Source organism: Streptomyces sp. NPDC088124 (assembly GCF_040685895.1).
Classification (GTDB): domain Bacteria; phylum Actinomycetota; class Actinomycetes; order Streptomycetales; family Streptomycetaceae; genus Streptomyces.
The window spans coordinates 19,548-39,803 of the sequence record NZ_JBFBJB010000077.1 but is presented as its reverse complement, the minus strand read 5'-3'; the positions used below and the strand labels follow the sequence as shown (position 1 = coordinate 39,803).

Here is a 20,256-nt window from a genome sequence, read left to right as displayed (position 1 = left end):
CCGGTCCCGCAGGGACGACCTCGACGGCTGGTACACCCCGCTCAACGCGTTCCTGTCGATCGGTCCGTCCCCCTGCTACGCGGCGCCGTCGCCCACCGATCCGACGCGGGTCAGAGGCTTCAGAGGCTGTCGGTGTAGAGAAGCCGGTTGGGGGAGCCCGCTCCGATCGACGTCACCAGGTTCCCGGTGGACTCGTCGACGATCCACCGGGAGACGGCCGCCGAGGAGGCCGTCGGATACTCCTCCTTGAGCAGCGCGGCGACGCCGGCGACATGCGGGCTCGCCATCGAGGTCCCGCTGAGCGACTTGTCACCGCCACCGAGCCTGGCGGAGATGATGTCGACCCCCGGCGCGTACAGCTCCAGACACGGACCCCAGTTGCTGAAGCCCGCCTGCCGGTCCTGCTCGTCGGTCGCCCCGACCGTGATCACCTTGGACGCGCCGGCGGGCGAGACGTCGCAGGCGTTCTGGTTCTCGTTGCCGGCCGCCACGACCGGCACGACACCGCTGTCGGCGACGGCGTTCACCGCCGTGTCGACGGCCGTGGAGCTGGATCCGCCGAGGGACGCGTTCATCACCGCGGGCTGCTCGGCGTTCTTGGCCACCCAGTCGAACCCGGCGATGACCCCGGCCCAGGTACCGCTGCCGTCGCAGCCGAGCACCCGGACCGCGACGAGCGAGGCGTCACGGGCCACGCCGTGGTCCGAACCGCCGGTGGTGCCCGCCACATGCGTACCGTGGCCGTTGCAGTCCTGCCCGTTCCGTCCGTCACCGATGGAGTCGAACCCGACGCTCGCCCGGCCGCCGAACTCGCTGTGCGCGGTCTCGATCCCGGTGTCGACGATGTACGCGGTGACACCTCTACCGGTGCCGGTCGCGTCGTACTGCCCGTCGAGCGGCAGATACCGCTGGTCGATCCGGTCCAGCCCCCAGCTCAGGGCCGGCACCCGCGCCTCAGGCTCGGCCGGGGCGCTCGTCGCCTGTACTGCCGTCGCCTGTACTGCCGTCGCCCGTGCTGCCGTCGGGGAGTTGGCCGTGACCACCGCGTTCTCCTCCACGGCGGCGACCCCCGCGAAGCCGCGTACCAGCTCCAGCTGGCTCGGGCTGAGCGTGACGGCGAACCCCGGGAAGACCTTCTCGTACGTGTGGAGAGGGTTGAGCCCGAGCTGCCGCAGTACGGTGCGCGGCGAGTGCGCGGACTTGAGGGAGACGATGTACTGCCCCGGAACCGCCTGGGCGGAACGCTCGACCGGTACGAGCCCCCTGCCGGGATCCGCCGCCATGGCATCCGTACCGGTACCGGCGAGCAGGGGAACGAGCAGCAGAAGGGCGGCCGATGCCCAGCGTGCGCGCAGGCGCATATGTACTCCTAGAAGGTGGCTGACCGCTGAACGCGTCCCGGCCGGGACGCGTTCAGCGAAGTCCGATCACCCTTCTTTCGTCCGGGCCACCAGCACGGCTTGAGCGCTCCCGCGCACTGATGGCCGGATGGAGTAACGCCCCCGGACCGCGGGCCCCGCTCAGCCCACGGTCTCCATGAAGTCCAGCATCCGGGCGTTGACCTGGTCCGCGTGGTCGATCTGGGGGCCGTGGCCCGTGCCGGTGATGATGTCGGCGCGGGCTCCGGGGATCAGGCGCGGTACGCGCTCCGCCTGGCGCCGCGGGTGCAGGATGAGGCTGCGCTTGCCGAGCACCAGATAGAGCGGGGTGCGGATGGTGCGCAGTTCGTCCTCGGTCAGGGGGAGCGGCGCGGGGCGGCGGACGCGGTACGCACGGGTACTGGCCCTGACCATGGTGCGCAGCTCCGGCACCACGAGCACCGGCTGTTCCAGCCAGGCCGCCAGCCGGGGGCGGAGCCTCTTGGGGGCGGAGGTCGCGAAGAGGCTGACGAATATCCAGGCGAAGAAGCGGAGGCCCACCTTCTCCAGCCCGCCGGGATCGAGCAGGGTGGCCGAGGCGAGGCGGCCGGGTCCCCGGTGCGCCTGGTTGAGGGCGAGCCATCCGCCGTACGAGCTGCCGACGAGGTGGACGCGGTCGAGGCCGAGGCCCGCGAGCGTCTCGTCCAGCCACTGCGCGGCCCGTTCGGGCTGGTGGATGGGTTCCCGCTGCACGCTGCGTCCCGGGTCGCCGGGGGTGTCGATCGCGTACACCGGGCGTTCGGCGGCGAGCGCGGCGGTGTTGGGGTACCACATGGCGGAGCAGCTGCCCGCCCCGTGCACGAGGACCACCGGGGTGCGGGACGCGGCGGCGGGGTCCGCGGGGCCGTACCGGTAGACGTGGGTGGTACCGAAGGAGGTCTCCACGTCGGTCTCGGCGAGGGCCGGCGCGCCCATCGCGTACAGCGCGTCGCAGGCCGCGAAGTAGCGGTCCCGCAGAGCGTCGCTCACATAGCGACCGACGTCGGGCCGGGCACGGGTCGTCGTCTCGGGCATGGCGGGCCACCTCCAGAGGCGTTCATGAGCCATCCGTTCTTTGTGGTACGACCGTACCATGATGATGGTACGGCTGTACCATGACGCCGCGGGCGGCGGGGGAACCGACATGTACGGACCGACGAGTGGAGACGCGACCGATGCCCAAGCGGGTGGACCACGAGGAACGGCGCACCGAGATCGCCGAGGCGCTCGTGCGGGTGGCGGGGCGGCAGGGCCTGCACGCCGTGGGGATGCGGGACGTGGCGGCGGAGGCGGGGGTGTCGTTGCGGCTGGTGCAGTACTACTTCCAGACCAAGGAGAAGCTGCTGCTCTATGGGCTGGAGCGGCTGGCCGCGCGGTTCACCGAGCGGATCGCCGCCCGGCTCGCCGCCGCGGGCGACGATCCCGGGCCGCGCGCGGTGATCGAGGCGCTGCTGCTGGTGTCACTGCCGACCGACGAGGAGAGCCGCACGTTCCACCTCGTCTACACCTCGTACGCCGTACTGTCCGTGACCGACAGGGCCCTCGCCGATCAGCCGTTCACCGACAACCCGGCCGCCGCCGAGGACGCCGTGGCCGGCCTGCTCCAGCAGGCGCGGGAGGCCGGTCTCACGCGCCCCGGCACGGACCCGCGCAGCGACGCGATCAACCTGCTCGCCCTGGCCGCCGGACTCGGCACGAGCATCCTGGTCGGCCACCGGACGCCGGAGTCCGCCACCGCCGCGCTCCACCACCAGCTGGACGGGATCTTCCTGGACGGCCGGGCCGGCACCGCGCCGTCGCCCGCGTAGCGCCCGACGCCCGACGCCCGACGCCCGACGCCCGACGTACGTCGAAGGGCGGTGGGCCGCCGGCCCACCGCCCTTCGGGCAGAGATTCTCGTCCAGTTACTACTTGATGATCGTGATGCGGTCCGCCGCCGGAGGCGCCAGCGGCGCCTGCGCCGTGGAGTTCGCCGACAGGTAGGCGTTGAACATGTCCAGGTCCGACGCGCCGACCAGCTTGTTCGTCCCCTGGCCCAGGGCCGCGAAGCCGTCGCCGCCGCCCGCGAGGAACTCGTTCATCGCGACGCGGTACGTCTTCGCCGGGTCGATCGCCGCACCGTTCAGCTTCACCGAGTCCGTGACGACACGGGCCGCGCCCGACTTCGTCATGTCCAGGGTGTACGTGAGGCCCTTCGAGACCTGGAGGATCTTCGGCGACGCCTCGTTCGCGCCGCTGACCTGCTGCTGGAGCGCGGTGATGAGCTGCGCGCCGGTCAGGTCGACCGCGTTCATCATGTTGGTGAACGGCTGCACGGTGAACGCCTCGCCGTACGTGACGACTCCATCGCCCTCGCTGCCCGACGCCTTGTAGACCAGGTCGGAGCGGATCCCGCCCGGGTTCATGAAGGCGATCTGCGCGCCGCCCTTGTCCGCCGGGGACATGCCCGCGAGCTGCGCGTCCGCGATCACGTCGCCGAGCGGGGTCTCGGGCGTCGTGGCGCCGCGGCCGTTGATGTCGGCCGAGATGTAGCCCTTGGGGGCGCCGGCGATCGGCGCGGCCAGCTTGTTCCAGCGCGTGATCAGGTCGGTCATGTCCTTGGCCTTGGCCTGGTCACGGCTGACGATGTGGTTCGCCGACTTGACGCTCGTCCGCACGATGTCCTTGGTACGGAGGTCGTAGGTGAGCGTGGTGTCCGTGTAGAGCTTGCCGAACGACGAGGCGGACGTCACCAGGCGCGGGTTGCCGGACGGGTCCGGGATCGTGCACGCGTACGCCTGGTGCGTGTGGCCCGTCACCAGCGCGTCGACCTTCGGCGAAATGCCCTTGGCGATGTCGACGATCGGACCGGAGATGCCGTCACCGGCGCCGGGGCTGTCACAGTTGTAGTTGTACGAGGTGGAGGCCGGGGCGCCGCCCTCGTGGATCAGCGCGACGATCGACTTGACGCCCTGCTTGTCCAGCTCCTTGGCGTACTTGTTGACCGTCTCGATCTCGTCGTGGAACTTGAGTCCCTTGACGCCCTCGGCGGTCACGATGTTCGGCGTGCCCTCCAGGGTCACCCCGATGAAGCCGATCTTGACGCCGTTCTTCTTCCACACCGTGTACGGCTTGAGGACCGGCTTGCCGGTCTTCTCCGACGTCACATTGGCGGCGAGGTACGGGAAGTCCGCGCCCGTGAACTTCTTGCCCTTCTCGTAACAGCCCTCGGTCGGGTGGCAGCCGCCGTTCTGGAGGCGGCCCAGCTCGGTGGCGCCCTCGTCGAACTCGTGGTTGCCGACGGCCGTCACATCGAGGTCGATCTTGTTGAGCGCCTCGATGGTCGGCTCGTCGTGGAAGAGACCGGAGAGCAGCGGGCTCGCGCCGACCATGTCGCCGCCCGCGGCGGTGACGGAGTACGGGTGGCCCTTACGGGCGTCGCGCAGCGAGGTCGCCAGGTATTCGACACCGCCGGCGGGGATCGCCTTGGTCGTACCGTCGGCCTGCTTCTCGTTGACGGTTCCGGCGGAACCGGCCGGGGGCTCCAGGTTGCCGTGCAGGTCGTTGAAGGACAGGAGCTGCACGTCGACCGTCTTGGGGTCGGGCTTGGGCTTGGAGTGGCCGAAGTCGTTCCCGGCGCTCTGGGCGGGCGTCCCTGCGGAGGCCGGCAGCGCGGCGAAGAGCGCGCCCGCGGTGGCCAGACCTGCGGCAGCGGCGAACACCCGCCGTGCCGCTCGGTTTTTCTGCGGTGTCGCTGACATGGATCCCCTTATGAGCTCAAAAGTCTGAGGTTGCGAGCGGCAGCCTAGAGTCAACGCGCGTAGCTATACAGGGCTCGCGGGTTACGAGTGGGTTGCCTTTACGCGTACGTCACCGGTCGGTGCCGCGCGCACCGTGTACGGCCGGTACGCGCCCAGGGGGAACGCCGCCGCCGTACCCTCGACGCATGACTGACGCAGTAGCCCGCGAGTCCGGCCGGCAGATCCAGACCCTCGACGCGCTCACCCCCGAACAGGCGGAGGACGTCCTCGGCCTGCTGGCAGAAGCAGCCGCGACGGACGGCGTGCAGGCCGTCTCCGAACAGGGGCGGCTCCAGTTGCGCGGCGGTCACCGGGAGGGCGTACGGCACTTCCTGGTCACCGCGGACCGGGAGGGCGGCGACGGCGAATCCACCCCGTCCACCGGGTCCGGCGCCGGCCAAGGGGACGGCGGTGCGCGGGAGCTGGTCGGGTACGGGCAGCTGGAGGACACCGACCCGATCGAGGCGCCCGCCGTCGAACTGGTCGTACACCCCGGTCGCCGCGGCCGGGGCCACGGCCGGGCGCTCGGCAACGCGCTGCTGGGCGCCTCCGGGAAGCGGCTGCGGGCCTGGGCGCACGGCGGGAAGCCGGCCGCCCGGCATCTCGCGCAGGTCCTCGGGCTGACGCTCTTCCGCGAACTGCGGCAGCTCCGCCGCCCGTTGGCCCCGCTGGACATCGCGGAGCCGGTGCTGCCGCCGGGGGTCACCGTCCGTACCTTCGTCCCCGGCCAGGACGACGCGGCCTGGCTCGCGGTCAACGCGGCCGCCTTCGCCCACCACCCCGAGCAGGGCGCGCTGACCCAGCGGGACCTGGACGACCGGATCGCCGAGCCGTGGTTCGACCCGAAGGGGTTCTTCCTGGCCGAGCGGGACGGGGAGCTGATCGGCTTCCACTGGACGAAGGTGCACGCCGAGGAGCAGCTCGGTGAGGTGTACGTCGTCGGCATCCGCCCGGACGCGCAGGGCGGCGGCCTCGGCAAGGCCCTCACCGCGACCGGCCTGCGCCACCTCGCGGCGCAGGCACTGCCGACCGCGATGCTGTACGTGGACGCGGACAACACGGCGGCGGTGACGGTGTACGAACGGCTGGGCTTCGCCACGCACGAGGTGGACCTGATGTACCGCACGGAGTCCTGAGCCCGCCCGGCTACCCGGGTCACGCCAGGGCCGGGTCCGGGCCCTGGTAGGGCCCGGACCTACCCGGTCCCGGGCACCCGAACGGCGTACCGTACGGTCGGCTCACGGGTGGCCGCCGAGCCGCCCGTAGCCGGGTACGGCCGGGCGACCAGGCCGTACGTGGCGCCGGACGAGCGGTCCGTACAGGGCCGCCGTACGGCCGGCCGACACGTACGGGCCGGCCCGTACGGCCCCGGCCCCGGCCCCGGCCGCTCCCGGCCACCCCCGGGGGACCCGCCCCGCTTCCCTGCATGTCATGTCGCCGTTACCGGCCATTCAGAAGCCCTTGCGACCCTCGGTGAATGCAGCCCGAGCCCGCTGTACCCCCCACCCCGAACGGCACCCCGAACAGCACTCCGAACGGCAGGACCGCCGCGAACGGGAGGGCCCGTCTCACCCCCGCGCTCTCCGACGCGCCCGTCGTACCCTCCGCGCGGAAGAATGGGGACATGAGCCACCAGCCCGCCGAGGTTCCGGTCCAGCCGTCCCAGCACCCTCAGCAGCCGTCCGTGGGCTTCATAGCCGCCCACCGGCCCCGCACGGTCGCCACGACCGGGTCGGCGGGCGACCTCGAACCCGATCTCGACTCCGACCTCGACACGTACGAGGAGGACCGCGGCCAGGACGGCGGCGGCAACGGTCACGGCAACGGCAACGCGCTGCCCCAGGGCCGGTTCCTGGACCGCGAGCGGAGCTGGCTCGCGTTCAACGAGCGGGTGCTGGAGCTGGCCGAGGACCCGACGACGCCGCTCCTCGAACGCGCGAACTTCCTGGCGATCTTCGCGTCCAACCTGGACGAGTTCTTCATGGTCCGGGTCGCGGGACTCAAACGGCGCATCGCGACCGGGGTCGCCACCCGCTCCGCCTCCGGCCTCCAGCCGCGCGAGGTGCTGGACCTGATCTGGACCCGCTCCCGCGAGCTCATGGCCCGGCACGCCGCCTGCTACCAGCAGGATGTCGCCCCCGCGCTGGCCGACGAGGGCATCCACATCATCCGCTGGCCCGAGCTGACCGAGAAGGAGCAGGCGCGCCTCTTCACCCTCTTCCGCCAGCAGATCTTCCCGGTCCTCACGCCCCTCGCGGTGGACCCGGCCCACCCCTTCCCGTACATCTCGGGGCTCTCCCTCAACCTCGCGGTCGTCGTCCGCAACCCGGTCAGCGGCCACCGCCACTTCGCGCGGGTCAAGGTGCCGCCGCTGCTGGCCCGCTTCCTGGAGGCGTCGCCGCAGCGCTACGTCCCCCTCGAAGACGTGATAGCCGCCCACCTGGAGGAGCTGTTCCCCGGCATGGAGGTGCTCGCGCACCACATGTTCCGGGTCACGCGCAACGAGGACCTGGAGGTCGAGGAGGACGACGCCGAGAACCTCCTCAAGGCGCTGGAGAAGGAGCTGATGCGGCGCCGCTTCGGGCCGCCCGTACGCCTGGAGGTCGAGGAGTCCATCGACCCGTACGTCCTCGATCTGCTGGTGCGCGAGCTGAAGGTGTCCGACGCGGAGGTCTATCCGCTGCCGGGGCCGCTCGACCTGACGGCGCTCTTCCGGATCGCGTCGCTGGACCGGCCCGAGCTGAAGTACCCGAAGTTCATCGCGGGCACGCACCGCGATCTCGCCGAGGTGGAGTCCGCCTCCGCGCCCGACATATTCGCCGCGCTGCGCGAGCGTGACGTGCTGCTGCACCACCCGTACGACTCCTTCTCCACCTCCGTCCAGGCCTTCCTGGAGCAGGCGGCGGCCGACCCCGACGTACTGGCCATCAAGCAGACGCTGTACCGGACCTCCGGCGACTCCCCGATCGTGGACGCGCTGATAGACGCGGCGGAATCGGGCAAGCAGGTCCTCGTCCTCGTCGAGATCAAGGCCCGCTTCGACGAGCAGGCCAACATCAAGTGGGCCCGGAAGCTGGAGGAGTCCGGCTGCCACGTGGTGTACGGGCTGGTCGGGCTGAAGACGCACTGCAAGCTCTCGCTGGTGGTACGGCAGGAGGGCGACACCCTGCGCCGCTACAGCCATGTCGGCACGGGCAACTACCACCCGAAGACGGCCCGTCTCTACGAGGACCTGGGGCTGCTCACCGCGGACCCGCAGGTCGGCGCGGACCTCTCCGACCTGTTCAACCGGCTGTCCGGCTACTCGCGCCGGGAGACCTACCGGCGGCTGCTGGTCGCCCCGAAGTCCCTGCGGGACGGGCTCATCGCGCGGATCAACAAGGAAGTGGCGCACCACCGCGCCGGGCGGCCCGCGTATGTCCGTTTCAAGGTCAACTCGATGGTGGACGAAGCGACCGTCGACGCCTGCTACCGGGCGTCGCAGGCGGGTGTCCCGGTGGACATCTGGGTCCGCGGGATCTGTGCCCTGCGGCCCGGGGTGCCGGGCCTGTCGGAGAACATCCGGGTGCGGTCGATCCTGGGGCGCTTCCTGGAGCACTCCCGGGTCTTCGCGTTCGGCAACGGCGGTGAGCCGGAGGTCTGGCTCGGCAGCGCCGACATGATGCACCGCAACCTCGACCGCCGTATCGAGGCGCTGGTCCGGATCACCGACCCGGCGCACCGCTCGGCGCTCACCCGGCTCCTGGAGACCGGGATGTCCGACACGACGTCCTCCTGGCACCTGGGCGCGGACGGCAACTGGACGCGGCACTCCACGGACGCGGAGGGCCAGCCGCTGCGGAACGTACAGGAAATGCTCATAGACGCCCGGAGGCGCCGGCGTGCAGCACCATGAAGTGGACACCGACCGCGGCACGGGCCGGGTGGCGAACCGGGTCACCGACCGCGTGACGGCGTCCGGTACCGATTCCGACGCCCCGGGACGGCGCACGGCGGGGGAGGTCCTGTCCGGGTATCTGCACGCCCGCGCGGGCGACTTCCTGCGCGGGCTGCGGCTGTACGGCGAGAGCGGCGCCGACACGGCCGCCGCCGAGGAGGCGGCCCGTACGCTGCGCGGCGCGGCGCGCCGGATCGGCGGCGCGCTGCACACGTACCGGCCGCTGCTCGACCACGGCCCGGCGGACCAGCTCCGTTCGGAACTGGCCTGGCTCTCCGGCACCCTCGCCCAGGAGCACGCCTGTACGGCCCGGCTGCACCGGCTGGTGGGGGCGCTGGCCCGGCTCTCGGGCGCGGTGCCCGTGCCCGCCGCGCGGACGGAATCCGGCCCCGCGGCGGGCGGCGCGGCCGCGGGGGGGCCTGCGACCGCGGGGGGGCCGGCGGCCGGAACGCTGACGGTCGGGGCGTCCCGCGCGGGCGCGCTGCTGGAGCGCCAGCTCACCCTGGCCAGGACGCGCGCCCACTCCTCGGCGCTCCAGGCGCTGGGCTCGTCGCGCTTCCACGCCGTGGCGGACGCGGTGGCCGTACTCGCCTCAGAGGTGCCGCTGGCCCCGCTGGCGGGCGCACCCGCGATCGAGGTGCTGGCGGGGCCCGGCGAGACGACGGAGGCCCAGCTCCTGGACGCCGTGGCCGCGCTGCCGCTGACCCGCGCGGCCCATCCCTACAACGCGGAGGCGCTGGTCAACGGCCTGGCCACGGCGGCCGACGGGGAGGCGCAGGACGCGCCGTGGCACCAGGTCCGGCGGCTGCTGCGGCTGCACCGTTACACCCAGGAGGTGTGGTGCGCGGGCGGCGTCCCCGACCCTGCCCTGCTCGCGGCGGGCCAGTGCCTGGACCGGCACCGCGACGCCGCCGAGGCGGCAGCGGCGGCGGCGAACGCGGCCCGTACGCCCCGGATCGCCCCGACGACGGCGTACGCGCTGGGCGTGCTCCACGCCGACCAGCGCCACGAGGTCGAGGCGGCGCGCTTCGCGTTCCAGCAGCTCTGGCAGAAGGCGGCGGTGTCACGATGACCGAGGCGACGGGCCCGGCCGGCCCGGCTGATCCGGGCGGCACGACCGGGACGACCGGCACGGCCCACGCGGCTGACCCGGCCGGCACGGCGGCCGGGACGGCGGACTCAGCCGGCCCGGCCCGCGCGGCCGGCGGGCCGAAGGGCCGGGGAACGGTCCTGGCGGCGGGGTGCGTGCTGTGGCGCCGAGTGCCGTCGGCGGACGAGGGCGTCGAGATCTGCCTCGTGCACCGGCCCAAGTACGACGACTGGTCGCACCCGAAGGGCAAGCTCAAGCGCGGCGAGTCCGCCCTGGCCGGCGCGGTCCGCGAGGTCCTGGAGGAGACGGGCCACCACTGCGCCCCGGGCGCCCGCCTGGACACCGTCCACTACCTGGCCCAGGGCCGCCCCAAGGAGGTCACCTACTGGGCGGCCGAGGCGACGGCAGGCGTCTTCGTCCCGAACCACGAGGTGGACATCCTCGTCTGGCTGACGCCCACGGCGGCCCGGGACCGGCTCACCCAGCCCCGCGACCGCGTCCTGGTGGACGCCCTGCTGAACGCCCTGCACGCCACGTAGCGGGTCCCGCGGCCGGGCCCCGCCGCGGGACCCGGCCCGCCTACGGCCGCCGTACCTCGAACTGGAAGCAGCCGTACTCCACGGCCCGCACGTGCACCAGCGCCACCTCGGGCTCCGCGAACGCCTCGCCGAGGGCCCGGTCGAATCCGGCCGTGGCGTCCTCGGGGACTTCGAACAGCCGCCCGCCGACGATCCGCCCCGCGGCGTCGTACCGCCGGACGGTCCGCAGCGCCCCCGGCCGCGCGAAGGGATAACCGGCGGCGCCCCGCGGCCCCCCGCACTCCCCGGCGTGGATGAACACGGGCCCCGCTTCGTCGTACGCCCCCGGCTCGGCCCCGCGCGCCGCCGCCCAGCGTCGCAGCGGCGCGTACGAGACGAGCGCGACCCGGTCACCGGCGACGGCGGCCCGCAGACAGCACCGCAGCGGGCTGCCCGCGCAGTCGGCCGGAGCGTCGTCCCCGCCCGCGGTGAAGGGCCGTACGGGCCGCCCGGAGTCGTCCGTCTCCCGGAGCTCCCGGAGCGCCCCGGGAGCGATGGGCAGAGGCGTGTACGAGGTCAAGACCGTCTGGGGAGTCATGGGTCAAGTCTTGACGGCCCTTCACGGGCCCGCTGGCGGAAATCGGACGAGAAGAACGGCCGCACACCCCAGGCAGGGCCGAGTAGCGCACTCCACCGGCCCCAGCTATCCCCATGGCCTTGGTGGCCCCAACGGGCTCACCGAACGCGCCCCTTCCACGCCCCTCTCCACGCTCCCTTCTACGCCCTCTACGCGCCTCACACGAGCGGCCCGCACCCGAACCCAGGGTGTCCGACGAGGTTCACCTTCCGTTCACTCTCTTCCGTCGGCGGCTTCACCTGATCTGCCTAATTTCGGCCTTACACGGTGACGGTTCAAGCGCCGCACCGGCCACCCCGACGCACGCCGCCGTACAACAGGTCGGACCGGCGGCTCCTGGAAGGAACACCCGAAAAGTGAAGCTCAAGCGCAAGAACGGGCTGCGCGCCACAGCGCTCGGTGCCCTCGCCGTCTCCGGCGCCCTGGTTCTCACGGCGTGCGGCTCGGACGACAACAGCGGTGGCGACACCGGCGGCAGCGGCACGAAGGCCACCGCCTCCTCCAGCGCGGTGTGCAAGGACGCCAAGGGCCAGCTGCTCGCCTCCGGCTCCAGCGCGCAGAAGAACGCCATGGACCTCTGGGTGAAGAACTACATGGCCACCTGCTCCGGCGTGGAGGTCAACTACAAGTCCTCCTCCTCCGGCGAGGGCATCGTCGCGTTCAACCAGGGCACCGTCGGGTTCGCCGGCTCCGACTCGGCGCTCAAGCCCGAAGAGGTCGCCGACTCGAAGAAGATGTGCAAGGACGGCGGCCAGGGCATCAACCTGCCGATGGTCGGCGGACCGATCGCCATCGGTTACCACCTGGAGGGTGTGGACAGCCTCGTCCTCGACGCCCCCACGCTCGCCAAGATCTTCGACAGCAAGATCAAGAACTGGGACGACGCGGCGATCAAGGCCCTCAACCCGGACGCCAAGCTCCCCAACAAGCCGATCCAGGCGTTCCACCGCTCCGAGGACTCCGGCACCACGCAGAACCTCGGCAAGTACCTGGGCGCCTCCGCCGCCTCCGACTGGAAGTACGAGGCCGAGAAGAAGTGGCCGGCCCCCGGTGGCCAGGCCGCTTCCGGCTCCGCCGGTGTCGCCACGCAGGTGAAGCAGGTCGACGGCTCGATCGGTTACTTCGAGCTCTCCTACGCCACCTCGCAGCAGATCTCCACGGTCAAGATCGACACGGGCGCCAGCGCCCCCGTCGAGGCGACCTCGGAGAACGCGTCGAAGGCCATCGCCGCCGCCAAGATCAAGGGCACCGGCAAGGACCTGGCGCTCGACCTCGACTACACCACCAAGGCCGACGGCGCCTACCCGATCGTCCTGGTCACGTACGAGATCGCCTGCGACAAGGGCAACAAGCCGGACACGCTGGCCACGATGAAGTCCTTCCTGACCTTCACCTCCAGCGAGGACGGCCAGAAGGTGCTCTCCGAGGCGGGCTACGCCCCGATCCCGGCCGAGATCAACGCCAAGGTCCGCGAGACCGTCGCCTCGCTCTCCTAGCACTGCCGACCCGCCGGTACGGGACCTCCCGTACCGGCGGGTCATCGGCGCTTCCCGCACCACGCGAAGTGCCGCCGTACCGCACGCTCCACGGTGACGGCAGCCGGCCCGGCGCACCCCTCCGGGCCGCCCGCCGTCACCCATCCCATCCGGTGCACCGCCGCCAGGGGAGCCGGCGCTCCCCCACACAGACCGGAAAGACATGGCTTCCACCACACCCACAGAACGTCCGCCGCTATCACCGGCCGACTCCGCGCCCCGTCCCTCCACCGGACGCGCGGGCGACAAGATCTTCTCGGGCCTCTCCAAGGGCTCGGGCATTCTGCTGCTCGTCCTCATGGCGTCGATCGCGGGCTTCCTCACCTACCGCGCCGCCATCGCCATCTCGAAGGACGAGGGCAACTTCCTCACGACCTTCGACTGGAACCCCTCCGCGAGCCCGCCGGTCTTCGGCATCGCGGTCCTCCTCTTCGGCACGATCGTCAGCTCGATCATCGCGATGGTCATCGCGGTCCCGGTCGCTGTCGGCATCGCCCTGTTCATCTCGCACTACGCGCCGCGCAAGGTCGCCGCGCCCCTCGCGTACGTGGTGGACCTGCTCGCCGCCGTGCCGAGCATCATCTACGGCATCTGGGGCGCCCTCGTGCTCGTGCCGTATCTCGGCGGTCTCAACAGCTGGCTCGACGAGTACTTCGCGTGGACGTACATCTTCGACCAGACGCAGCCCGGCGTCGCCAGGAACATGCTGACCGTCGGCATCCTGCTGGCGATCATGATCCTGCCGATCGTGACCAGCGTCAGCCGGGAGGTCTTCCTCCAGGTCCCGCGGATGAACGAGGAGGCCGCGCTCGCGCTCGGCGCCACCCGCTGGGAGGTCATCCGGCTGTCGGTGCTCCCCTTCGGGCGCTCGGGTGTCATCTCCGCCTCGATGCTGGGCCTCGGCCGCGCGCTCGGCGAGACGATGGCCGTCGCCACGGTCCTCTCCCCGAACTACCTGATCTCGCTCCACCTGCTCGACCCGGGCGGCGGCACGTTCGCCCAGAACATCGCGGCGAAGTTCGACGAGGCCAACGAGCTGGGGCGCGACGCCCTGATCGCCTCCGGTCTGGTCCTCTTCATCCTCACACTGCTGGTGAACGGTGCGGCCCGGCTGATCATCGCGCGCCGCAAGGAGTACTCGGGGGCCAACGCATGAGCCACGCGACCATCCAGGACACGCCGACCCCCGTACCGCCGCCGAGCGGCCGGCGGGGCAGCCTCAGCCAGCGGAGTCTGCCGCGCTGGGCGCCGGCCGGCTTCGCCGCGACCGGCTTGCTGATCGGCTCCGCCGTCGGCGCGGGCGCGGGCTTGACCAGCAAGGTCCAGTGGGGCCTGATCGCCGTCATCGCCTTCCTCGTCATCTCGTACGCCGTCACGAGCACCGTCGAGAACCAGCGCCAGGCCAAGGACCGCCTCGCCACCAGCATCGTCTGGGTGTGCTTCCTCCTCGCGGTCATCCCGCTCTTCTCGCTGCTGTGGACGACGATCGTCCGCGGCGCGAAGGCCCTCGACATCGACTTCCTGACGCACTCCATGGCCGGGGTCCTCGGCTCCGAGCCGCACGGCGGCGTCTACCACGCGCTGATCGGCACGCTGGAGCAGGTCGGCATCGCCACGGTGATCGCCACCCCGCTCGGCCTGCTGACCGCCGTCTACCTGGTGGAGTACGGCAAGGGCTCGCTCGCCAAGGCGGTGACGTTCTTCGTGGACGTCATGACCGGCATCCCGTCGATCGTCGCCGGTCTGTTCATCCTCTCGCTGATGCTGATGACCGGCACCGGGCCGTCCGGCTTCATGGGCTCGCTCGCCCTGACGATCCTGATGCTCCCGGTCGTGGTCCGCTCCACCGAGGAGATGCTCAAGCTCGTACCGAACGAGCTGCGCGAGGCCGCGCTCGCCCTCGGCGTACCGAAGTGGCGCATGATCCTCAAGGTGGTCCTGCCGACCGCGATCGGCGGCATCACGACCGGTGTGATGCTCGCGATCGCGCGCATCGCGGGTGAGACCGCGCCGATCATGCTGCTGGTCTACGGCAGCCAGCTGATCAACAACAACCCCTTCGACGGCGCCCAGTCGTCGCTTCCCTTCTACATTTTCGAGCAGTACAGAATCGGTGAAGTGGCGGCGTTCGACCGTGCGTGGGCAGCGGCTCTGGTGCTGATCGCGTTCGTGATGATCCTCAATCTGGTGGCGCGCGGTGTAGCCCGCTGGAAGGCCCCGAAGACCGGCCGCTGAGGCCCGAGACCCGGCTCCGCCGCGCGGAGCCACGAAAGAAGCAGTGGTTGTAATGGCCAAGCGCATCGACGTCAGCGGACTGACCGCCTTCTACGGCTCCCACCGGGCCATCGACGACATCTCGATGACCGTCGAGCCCCGCTCCGTGACGGCCTTCATCGGCCCGTCCGGCTGCGGCAAGTCCACCTTCCTGCGCACCCTGAACCGGATGCACGAGGTCACCCCCGGTGGCCGCGTCGAGGGCAAGGTGCTCCTGGACGACGAGAACCTGTACGGGACGAACGTCGACCCGGTCGCGGTACGCCGCACGGTCGGCATGGTCTTCCAGCGCCCCAACCCGTTCCCGACCATGTCGATCTTCGACAATGTCGCGGCGGGGCTGCGGCTGAACGGCTCGGCCCGCAAGAACGAGCTGGCGGACATCGTCGAGAAGTCCCTCAAGGGCGCGAACCTCTGGAACGAGGTCAAGGACCGCCTGAACAAGCCCGGCTCCGGACTCTCCGGCGGCCAGCAGCAGCGGCTCTGCATCGCCCGCGCGATCGCGGTCGAGCCGGAGGTGCTGCTGATGGACGAGCCGTGCTCGGCGCTCGACCCGATCTCCACGCTCGCGATCGAGGACCTGATCGGTGAGCTGAAGGAACGCTTCACGATCGTCATCGTGACGCACAACATGCAGCAGGCGGCGCGGGTCTCGGACCGTACGGCCTTCTTCAACCTGGCGGCCGTCGGCCAGCCCGGCAAGCTCATCGAGATAGACGAGACCGAGCGGATCTTCGCCAACCCGTCCGTACAGGCGACGGAGGACTACATCTCCGGCCGCTTCGGATAGTCGGATCCGGCGACACAGACGTCCTGCGGTGCTGCATGGCGGTGCCACCGCAAGACGAAGGGCCCGCCCCCTCTCCCAGGGGGGCGGGCCCCATCACATCTACGGGACGGCTGTACGGGACAGCTGTACGGGACAGCCGTACGGGACGGCACGGCTGTACGGAACCGGCCGCCGTGACCAGTACGGCGGCCGTGCCGGTTACGGCACGGCGTCAGCCGAAGGCGAGGTTGACCAGCCAGAAGCTGACCGCCGCCACCAGCGCCGCCGCCGGCATCGTGATGAACCAGCCGAGGATGATGTTCTTGGCGACCCCCCAGCGGACCGCGTTCACCCGCTTCGTCGCCCCCACTCCCATGATCGCCGAGGTGATGACATGCGTCGTCGAGATCGGCGCGTGGAAGAGGAACGCCGAGCCGAACATGATCGACGCCCCGGTCGTCTCCGCCGCGAAGCCCTGCGGCGGGTCCAGCTCGATGATCTTGCGGCCGAGCGTCCGCATGATGCGCCAGCCGCCCGCGTACGTACCGAGGGAGAGCATCAGCGCGCAGACGACCTTCACCCAGATCGGGATCGCGTCGCCGGAGTCCTCGACATCGGCGATGACCAGCGCCATCACCACGATGCCCATCGTCTTCTGCGCGTCCTGGAGACCGTGCCCGAGGGCCATGCCGGCCGCCGAGACGGTCTGGGCTATCCGGAAGCCGCGCTTGGCCTTGTGCGGGTTGGTCCTGCGGAACATCCACATGATCCCGACCATCACCAGATAGCCCGCGACCAGGCCGACGACCGGCGAGACGAACATCGGGATGACGATCTTCTCCAGGACCCCGGACCAGATCACCTCCGTACCGCCGGCGAGCGCCGCGCCCACCATGCCGCCGAACAGCGCGTGCGAGGAGGAGGACGGGAGCCCGAAGTACCAGGTGATCAGGTTCCAGACGATCGCCCCGACCAGCGCCGAGAAGAGGATGCCCATACCCCGCGCACCGTGCGGGGTGGCGATCAGCCCCTCGCTGACGGTCTTGGCGACGCCCTGCCCCAGGAACGCGCCCGCGAGATTCATGACGGCGGCCATCGCGAGCGCGGCGCGCGGCGTCAGGGCCCGGGTGGAGACCGAGGTCGCGATGGCGTTCGCGGAGTCGTGGAAGCCGTTGGTGTACGTGAAGCCGAGCGCGACACCGATGGTCACGATCAGCGCAAAGGTGTCCACGTGGTTCAGGACTCCTTGACCGCGATGGTCTCCACCGTGTTCGCGACGTGCTCGAACGCGTCGGCGGCCTCTTCGAGCACGTCGACGATCTGCTTGAGCTTGAGCACCTCCATCGCGTCGTACTTACCGTTGAAGAGGTGGGCCAGCAGCTTGCGGTGGATCTGGTCGGCCTGGTTCTCCAGCCGGTTGACCTCGATCCAGTACTCGGTGAGGTTGTTCATCGTCCGCAGGTGCGGCATGGCCTCGGCGGTCAGTTCGGCGGCGCGCGCGAGCACCTCGATCTGCTGCTCGACGCCCTTGGGAAGCTCTTCGACGTTGTACAGGACGACCAGGTCGACGGCCTCCTCCATGTAATCCATGATGTCGTCGAGCTGGGACGCCAGGCTGTAGATGTCCTCGCGGTCGAACGGTGTGATGAAGGAGGAGTTGAGCTGATGGAAGATCGCGTGAGTGGCGTCGTCGCCCGCGTGCTCCGCTGCCCTCATCCGCTCCGCGATCTCGGCCCGGGCGGAGGAATCCGCACCGAGGAGTTCCATCAGGAGCTTGGAGCCCGTGACGATGTTGTCCGCGGACGCGGCGAACATGTCGTAGAAGCTCGTCTCCCTGGGGGTCAGACGAAATCGCACGTGGGGTCCTCGGGTTACATGGATTCGGTCAGAGGTGATGCTAGGTGCATCATCCGGCCACAGTTAACCGGCATACCAGTGTCACTCATGGGTCAAGGAGATGAGCACAGGGCCCTGCCCCAAGGCTCACAGACGGGTAGGATATACCCACGTGGGGTATATCCCCCTTTTCGGGCAACGCGCACGGAGCGCACAGAACACCTGCGGGAGGACGCGATGACGACCACAGAGGCGGCCGGCGCGGCGACGGGCGACGCGCCCTCCGCGACGAACGTGACGAAAGCGACAGACACGATGGGCAGCACACCCGCGGCGGCGGCCACGGACCCGGCCGTCACGGGCGCGGCCGGCGCACCGGCCGTGACCGAAACCGACCATGACCGCGGGGTGCACGGCTACCACCACCAGAAGGCCGAGCACCTCAAGCGGCTGCGCCGGATCGAGGGCCAGATCCGGGGGCTCCAGCGCCTGGTCGACGAGGACGTCTACTGCATCGACATACTCACCCAGGTGTCCGCTTCGACGAAGGCGCTCCAGTCCTTCGCGCTCCAGCTCCTGGAGGAGCACCTGCGGCACTGCGTGGCCGACGCCGCTCTCAAGGGCGGTGACGAGATCGACGCGAAGGTGGAGGAGGCGACGAAGGCGATCGCCCGGCTGCTCCGCACCTGACCCGGCCGCCGCACCCGGCCCATCTGCCGCACCCGCCGGGGCCGCCGCACCCGCCCCGGCCGCACCCGCCCCGGCCGCCGCGCCTCACTCCGGACAGGACTCCCGTCGGCGGGGGGCCCGCGGCGGCTGCGGGTGGCGCGGCTGCGCGGGGCGCTCGGTCCGGGGTGCGGGGCGCTCGGCCCGTACGTTCAGCACCTCGTCGATGCGGTCCGGGCTGAGCCGTTCCCCGTCCGTGGCGGACGCCGCGATCATCAGCTCGCCGCACCACTCGATCTCGGCGAGGGCCACATGGTCGTGAACGGGCGGCGTACGCACCAGAGCCACGTGCCCTCACCTCTTCCTGCCGGTCCGTCCGGTCCCGCCGGTCTCGGCTTCCTAGCGTAGGGAGGGTGATACACACCGCGCATGGCACGTCCGGACCATTTCCGGCTTGGTCCTCCCCGGTTACGGCTTGATCTGATCTTGCCGCGCCGTCCGAGGGGCCGAACAGAAACCGCTCGCTCAGGTCTTGATCTCTCCGGTGAAGATGTCGTCCTCCGGCGGCAGCGTCACCGCGACCCGCTCACCGAACGCGTAGAGCAGCGTCGTCGAGGCGACCTCGACCGGGTGCCCCTGGTTGAGATAGCTGAAGCGGAGCCTGACCTTGCGCGGCCGCCCCTCCTCGTCCAGATACGCGTCGAACGGCACCGCGTCCTCGCCGAACCCTTTCGCCGCCGCGGCCAGCGCCCCGCGCACATCCGCCGACGCCGTCCTCGCGGCCCGGCCGAGCTCCGTGACCCCCCGGTAGTGCCAGACCCGTACCCCGGCCAGATCCTGCTCCGCGACGAAGGTCACATCCCGGGCGGCGCGCAGCAGTTCGGCGGAGATGAGCGGGTCCGTCACCCCGCCGGTGACCAGATTGCCGTCCTCCAGGGCCGTCGAGTCCACCCGGACCCACTTGTCGGCGGGCACCCCGGCGCCGCGGTTCTTCATGTACAGCACGCCCGGCGAGAGGAGTTCGGTGATCGGCCGGTGCTCGCTGGTGCCCGCGGCGTCACCGGGCAGCAGGACCCGCAGCCGCCCCATCCGCCGGCCGAAGTCGTACCCGCCCTCACCCCTGATGGTCACCCGGGTCCCGCCGGCCGCCATCTCCATGGACGTACGGGCCTTGGAACTGCCCGAGGCACGCAGTACGTCGGCCGCCTTCCGCACCGCCCCGGGGTCGCTGCCCGGCCGGTCGTCGGCGGCCGCGCCGCCGGTCGCGGCACAGCCGCCGGCGGTGGCCACGACCCCCGCCATGGCCATGGCCGCGAACGCCGCCCCTCTGTGTCCGTGCTGCCGCACCACCATCGCCTGCCAACCCCCAACGCGTGACCGGCGCCCGTCCGCGGCCCGCCCGTTCCGGATAACCCGGATAACGACGCCCGCCGTGACGCGTCACGCCGTTCCCCGGCACTCCGTTCCCGTCCCGCCGCACCCGGTCACGGGACGCGAACTCACCGGTACGGTGGAGAGGTGAGCGAGCACGACGTCTCCGAACCCCCCACCACCCTCCGCGCCGTACCCCTGGCGTCCCCCGTCTCCCCCGCGTCCGCCACCGTCGCGGCGCATACGGCCACGACCGTCGAACGCGGGTCGTTCTGTCTGGCGCGCTGCACCTGCGGCTGGTCGGGACCGGCCCGAAGAGCCCGCGACCGTGCCCGCGCCGATGCCGACCACCACACCGACGACCACACCGACGACCACGCCGGGACAGCCCCCCGCTGACCGCCCGGCAACGCCCGGTGGAACCCGCCGCACCCCGTGGACCGTCCC

General features: G+C 71.1%; 20 protein-coding genes. 11 read left to right on the top strand and 9 right to left on the bottom strand.

From position 1 onward, the window contains the following. Positions 1-119: 119 nt before the first annotated feature. Positions 120-1,361, bottom strand: coding sequence for a S8 family peptidase (locus tag AB0P17_RS38835; RefSeq protein ID WP_365818983.1), 1,242 nt, complete (start codon positions 1,359-1,361; stop codon positions 120-122). Between the two features lie 159 nt (positions 1,362-1,520). Next, complete coding sequence (locus AB0P17_RS38830; protein WP_365818981.1) at positions 1,521-2,432, bottom strand: alpha/beta fold hydrolase; 912 nt, start codon at positions 2,430-2,432, stop codon at positions 1,521-1,523. Positions 2,433-2,572: 140 nt separating this feature from the next. Here AB0P17_RS38830 and AB0P17_RS38825 point away from each other — a divergent pair, with 140 nt between their 5' ends. Beyond that, positions 2,573-3,205, top strand: coding sequence for a TetR family transcriptional regulator C-terminal domain-containing protein (locus AB0P17_RS38825; protein ID WP_365818979.1), 633 nt, complete (start codon positions 2,573-2,575; stop codon positions 3,203-3,205). 99 nt (positions 3,206-3,304) lie between these two features. On the opposite strand, the gene AB0P17_RS38820 is transcribed toward AB0P17_RS38825, so the two are convergent. Then, positions 3,305-5,137, bottom strand: coding sequence for a bifunctional metallophosphatase/5'-nucleotidase (locus AB0P17_RS38820; RefSeq protein WP_365818977.1), 1,833 nt, complete (start codon positions 5,135-5,137; stop codon positions 3,305-3,307). Between the two features lie 185 nt (positions 5,138-5,322). Between AB0P17_RS38820 and mshD the strand changes: the two genes are divergently transcribed. After that, the gene (mshD, locus tag AB0P17_RS38815) at positions 5,323-6,312 is read left to right on the top strand and encodes a mycothiol synthase (RefSeq protein WP_365818975.1); all 990 of its coding nucleotides are present in this window, start codon (positions 5,323-5,325) and stop codon (positions 6,310-6,312) included. Positions 6,313-6,414: 102 nt separating this feature from the next. On the opposite strand, the gene AB0P17_RS38810 is transcribed toward mshD, so the two are convergent. Further along, entirely contained in the window at positions 6,415-6,609 is a 195-nt protein-coding gene (locus tag AB0P17_RS38810) for a hypothetical protein (protein WP_365818973.1), read from the bottom strand. A gap of 191 nt (positions 6,610-6,800) precedes the next feature. Here AB0P17_RS38810 and AB0P17_RS38805 point away from each other — a divergent pair, with 191 nt between their 5' ends. The 3 genes from AB0P17_RS38805 to AB0P17_RS38795 all read left to right on the top strand — a co-directional run bounded on the left by AB0P17_RS38805 (position 6,801) and on the right by AB0P17_RS38795 (position 10,742). After that, positions 6,801-9,071 carry an RNA degradosome polyphosphate kinase gene (locus AB0P17_RS38805; RefSeq protein ID WP_365818971.1) on the top strand — a complete coding sequence of 757 codons (2,271 nt, stop codon included), beginning with the start codon at positions 6,801-6,803 and terminating at the stop codon, positions 9,069-9,071. Positions 9,072-9,123: 52 nt separating this feature from the next. After that, complete coding sequence (locus AB0P17_RS38800) at positions 9,124-10,185, top strand: CHAD domain-containing protein (protein WP_365818995.1); 1,062 nt, start codon at positions 9,124-9,126, stop codon at positions 10,183-10,185. 158 nt (positions 10,186-10,343) lie between these two features. Continuing rightward, entirely contained in the window at positions 10,344-10,742 is a 399-nt protein-coding gene (locus tag AB0P17_RS38795) for an NUDIX hydrolase (RefSeq protein ID WP_365818993.1), read from the top strand. A gap of 40 nt (positions 10,743-10,782) precedes the next feature. Here AB0P17_RS38795 and AB0P17_RS38790 read toward each other — a convergent pair whose 3' ends face one another. Then, positions 10,783-11,301 (bottom strand): DUF1203 domain-containing protein, encoded by a 519-nt coding sequence (locus tag AB0P17_RS38790; protein ID WP_365818991.1) that lies wholly within the window; start codon positions 11,299-11,301, stop codon positions 10,783-10,785. A gap of 413 nt (positions 11,302-11,714) precedes the next feature. On the opposite strand from AB0P17_RS38790, the gene pstS reads away from it, so the two are divergent. The 4 genes from pstS to pstB all read left to right on the top strand — a co-directional run bounded on the left by pstS (position 11,715) and on the right by pstB (position 15,957). Continuing rightward, a complete protein-coding gene (gene pstS, locus AB0P17_RS38785) occupies positions 11,715-12,854 on the top strand; it encodes a phosphate ABC transporter substrate-binding protein PstS (protein WP_365818969.1) in 1,140 nt (379 codons plus the stop codon). Positions 12,855-13,056: 202 nt separating this feature from the next. Then, positions 13,057-14,049 (top strand): phosphate ABC transporter permease subunit PstC, encoded by a 993-nt coding sequence (gene pstC / locus AB0P17_RS38780; RefSeq protein WP_365818967.1) that lies wholly within the window; start codon positions 13,057-13,059, stop codon positions 14,047-14,049. Continuing rightward, a complete protein-coding gene (gene pstA / locus AB0P17_RS38775; protein WP_365818965.1) occupies positions 14,046-15,128 on the top strand; it encodes a phosphate ABC transporter permease PstA in 1,083 nt (360 codons plus the stop codon). The genes pstC and pstA overlap by 4 nt, the downstream gene beginning before the upstream one ends. A 52-nt stretch (positions 15,129-15,180) precedes the next feature. Further along, entirely contained in the window at positions 15,181-15,957 is a 777-nt protein-coding gene (pstB, locus tag AB0P17_RS38770; RefSeq protein WP_365818963.1) for a phosphate ABC transporter ATP-binding protein PstB, read from the top strand. A gap of 211 nt (positions 15,958-16,168) precedes the next feature. On the opposite strand, the gene AB0P17_RS38765 is transcribed toward pstB, so the two are convergent. Next, complete coding sequence (locus AB0P17_RS38765; protein ID WP_365818961.1) at positions 16,169-17,167, bottom strand: inorganic phosphate transporter; 999 nt, start codon at positions 17,165-17,167, stop codon at positions 16,169-16,171. Between the two features lie 5 nt (positions 17,168-17,172). Next, entirely contained in the window at positions 17,173-17,793 is a 621-nt protein-coding gene (locus AB0P17_RS38760; RefSeq protein WP_365818959.1) for a DUF47 family protein, read from the bottom strand. A 216-nt stretch (positions 17,794-18,009) separates the two neighbouring features. Between AB0P17_RS38760 and AB0P17_RS38755 the strand changes: the two genes are divergently transcribed. Continuing rightward, the gene (locus AB0P17_RS38755; protein WP_365818957.1) at positions 18,010-18,462 is read left to right on the top strand and encodes a metal-sensitive transcriptional regulator; all 453 of its coding nucleotides are present in this window, start codon (positions 18,010-18,012) and stop codon (positions 18,460-18,462) included. A gap of 84 nt (positions 18,463-18,546) precedes the next feature. Here the strand turns inward: AB0P17_RS38755 and AB0P17_RS38750 are convergent, their stop codons facing one another. After that, positions 18,547-18,786, bottom strand: a complete 240-nt coding sequence (locus tag AB0P17_RS38750) for a hypothetical protein (RefSeq protein ID WP_365818955.1) — start codon at positions 18,784-18,786, stop codon at positions 18,547-18,549. A 177-nt stretch (positions 18,787-18,963) separates the two neighbouring features. Then, entirely contained in the window at positions 18,964-19,791 is an 828-nt protein-coding gene (locus AB0P17_RS38745; RefSeq protein WP_365818953.1) for a hypothetical protein, read from the bottom strand. A gap of 216 nt (positions 19,792-20,007) precedes the next feature. Here AB0P17_RS38745 and AB0P17_RS38740 point away from each other — a divergent pair, with 216 nt between their 5' ends. After that, a complete protein-coding gene (locus AB0P17_RS38740; RefSeq protein WP_365818989.1) occupies positions 20,008-20,208 on the top strand; it encodes a hypothetical protein in 201 nt (66 codons plus the stop codon). The last annotated feature ends 48 nt before the right edge of the window (positions 20,209-20,256 follow it).

Bases quoted from the DNA above. Each gene is read 5' to 3' on its own strand.
- AB0P17_RS38835 (WP_365818983.1), bottom strand. From the start codon at position 1,361: ATGCGCCTGCGCGCACGCTGGGCATCGGCCGCCCTTCTGCTGCTCGTT.
- AB0P17_RS38830 (WP_365818981.1), bottom strand. From the start codon at position 2,432: ATGCCCGAGACGACGACCCGTGCCCGGCCCGACGTCGGTCGCTATGTG.
- AB0P17_RS38825 (WP_365818979.1), top strand. From the start codon at position 2,573: ATGCCCAAGCGGGTGGACCACGAGGAACGGCGCACCGAGATCGCCGAG.
- AB0P17_RS38820 (WP_365818977.1), bottom strand. From the start codon at position 5,137: ATGTCAGCGACACCGCAGAAAAACCGAGCGGCACGGCGGGTGTTCGCC.
- mshD (WP_365818975.1), top strand. From the start codon at position 5,323: ATGACTGACGCAGTAGCCCGCGAGTCCGGCCGGCAGATCCAGACCCTC.
- AB0P17_RS38810 (WP_365818973.1), bottom strand. From the start codon at position 6,609: ATGACATGCAGGGAAGCGGGGCGGGTCCCCCGGGGGTGGCCGGGAGCG.
- AB0P17_RS38805 (WP_365818971.1), top strand. From the start codon at position 6,801: ATGAGCCACCAGCCCGCCGAGGTTCCGGTCCAGCCGTCCCAGCACCCT.
- pstC (WP_365818967.1), top strand. From the start codon at position 13,057: ATGGCTTCCACCACACCCACAGAACGTCCGCCGCTATCACCGGCCGAC.
- pstA (WP_365818965.1), top strand. From the start codon at position 14,046: ATGAGCCACGCGACCATCCAGGACACGCCGACCCCCGTACCGCCGCCG.
- pstB (WP_365818963.1), top strand. From the start codon at position 15,181: ATGGCCAAGCGCATCGACGTCAGCGGACTGACCGCCTTCTACGGCTCC.
- AB0P17_RS38755 (WP_365818957.1), top strand. From the start codon at position 18,010: ATGACGACCACAGAGGCGGCCGGCGCGGCGACGGGCGACGCGCCCTCC.
- AB0P17_RS38745 (WP_365818953.1), bottom strand. From the start codon at position 19,791: ATGGTGGTGCGGCAGCACGGACACAGAGGGGCGGCGTTCGCGGCCATG.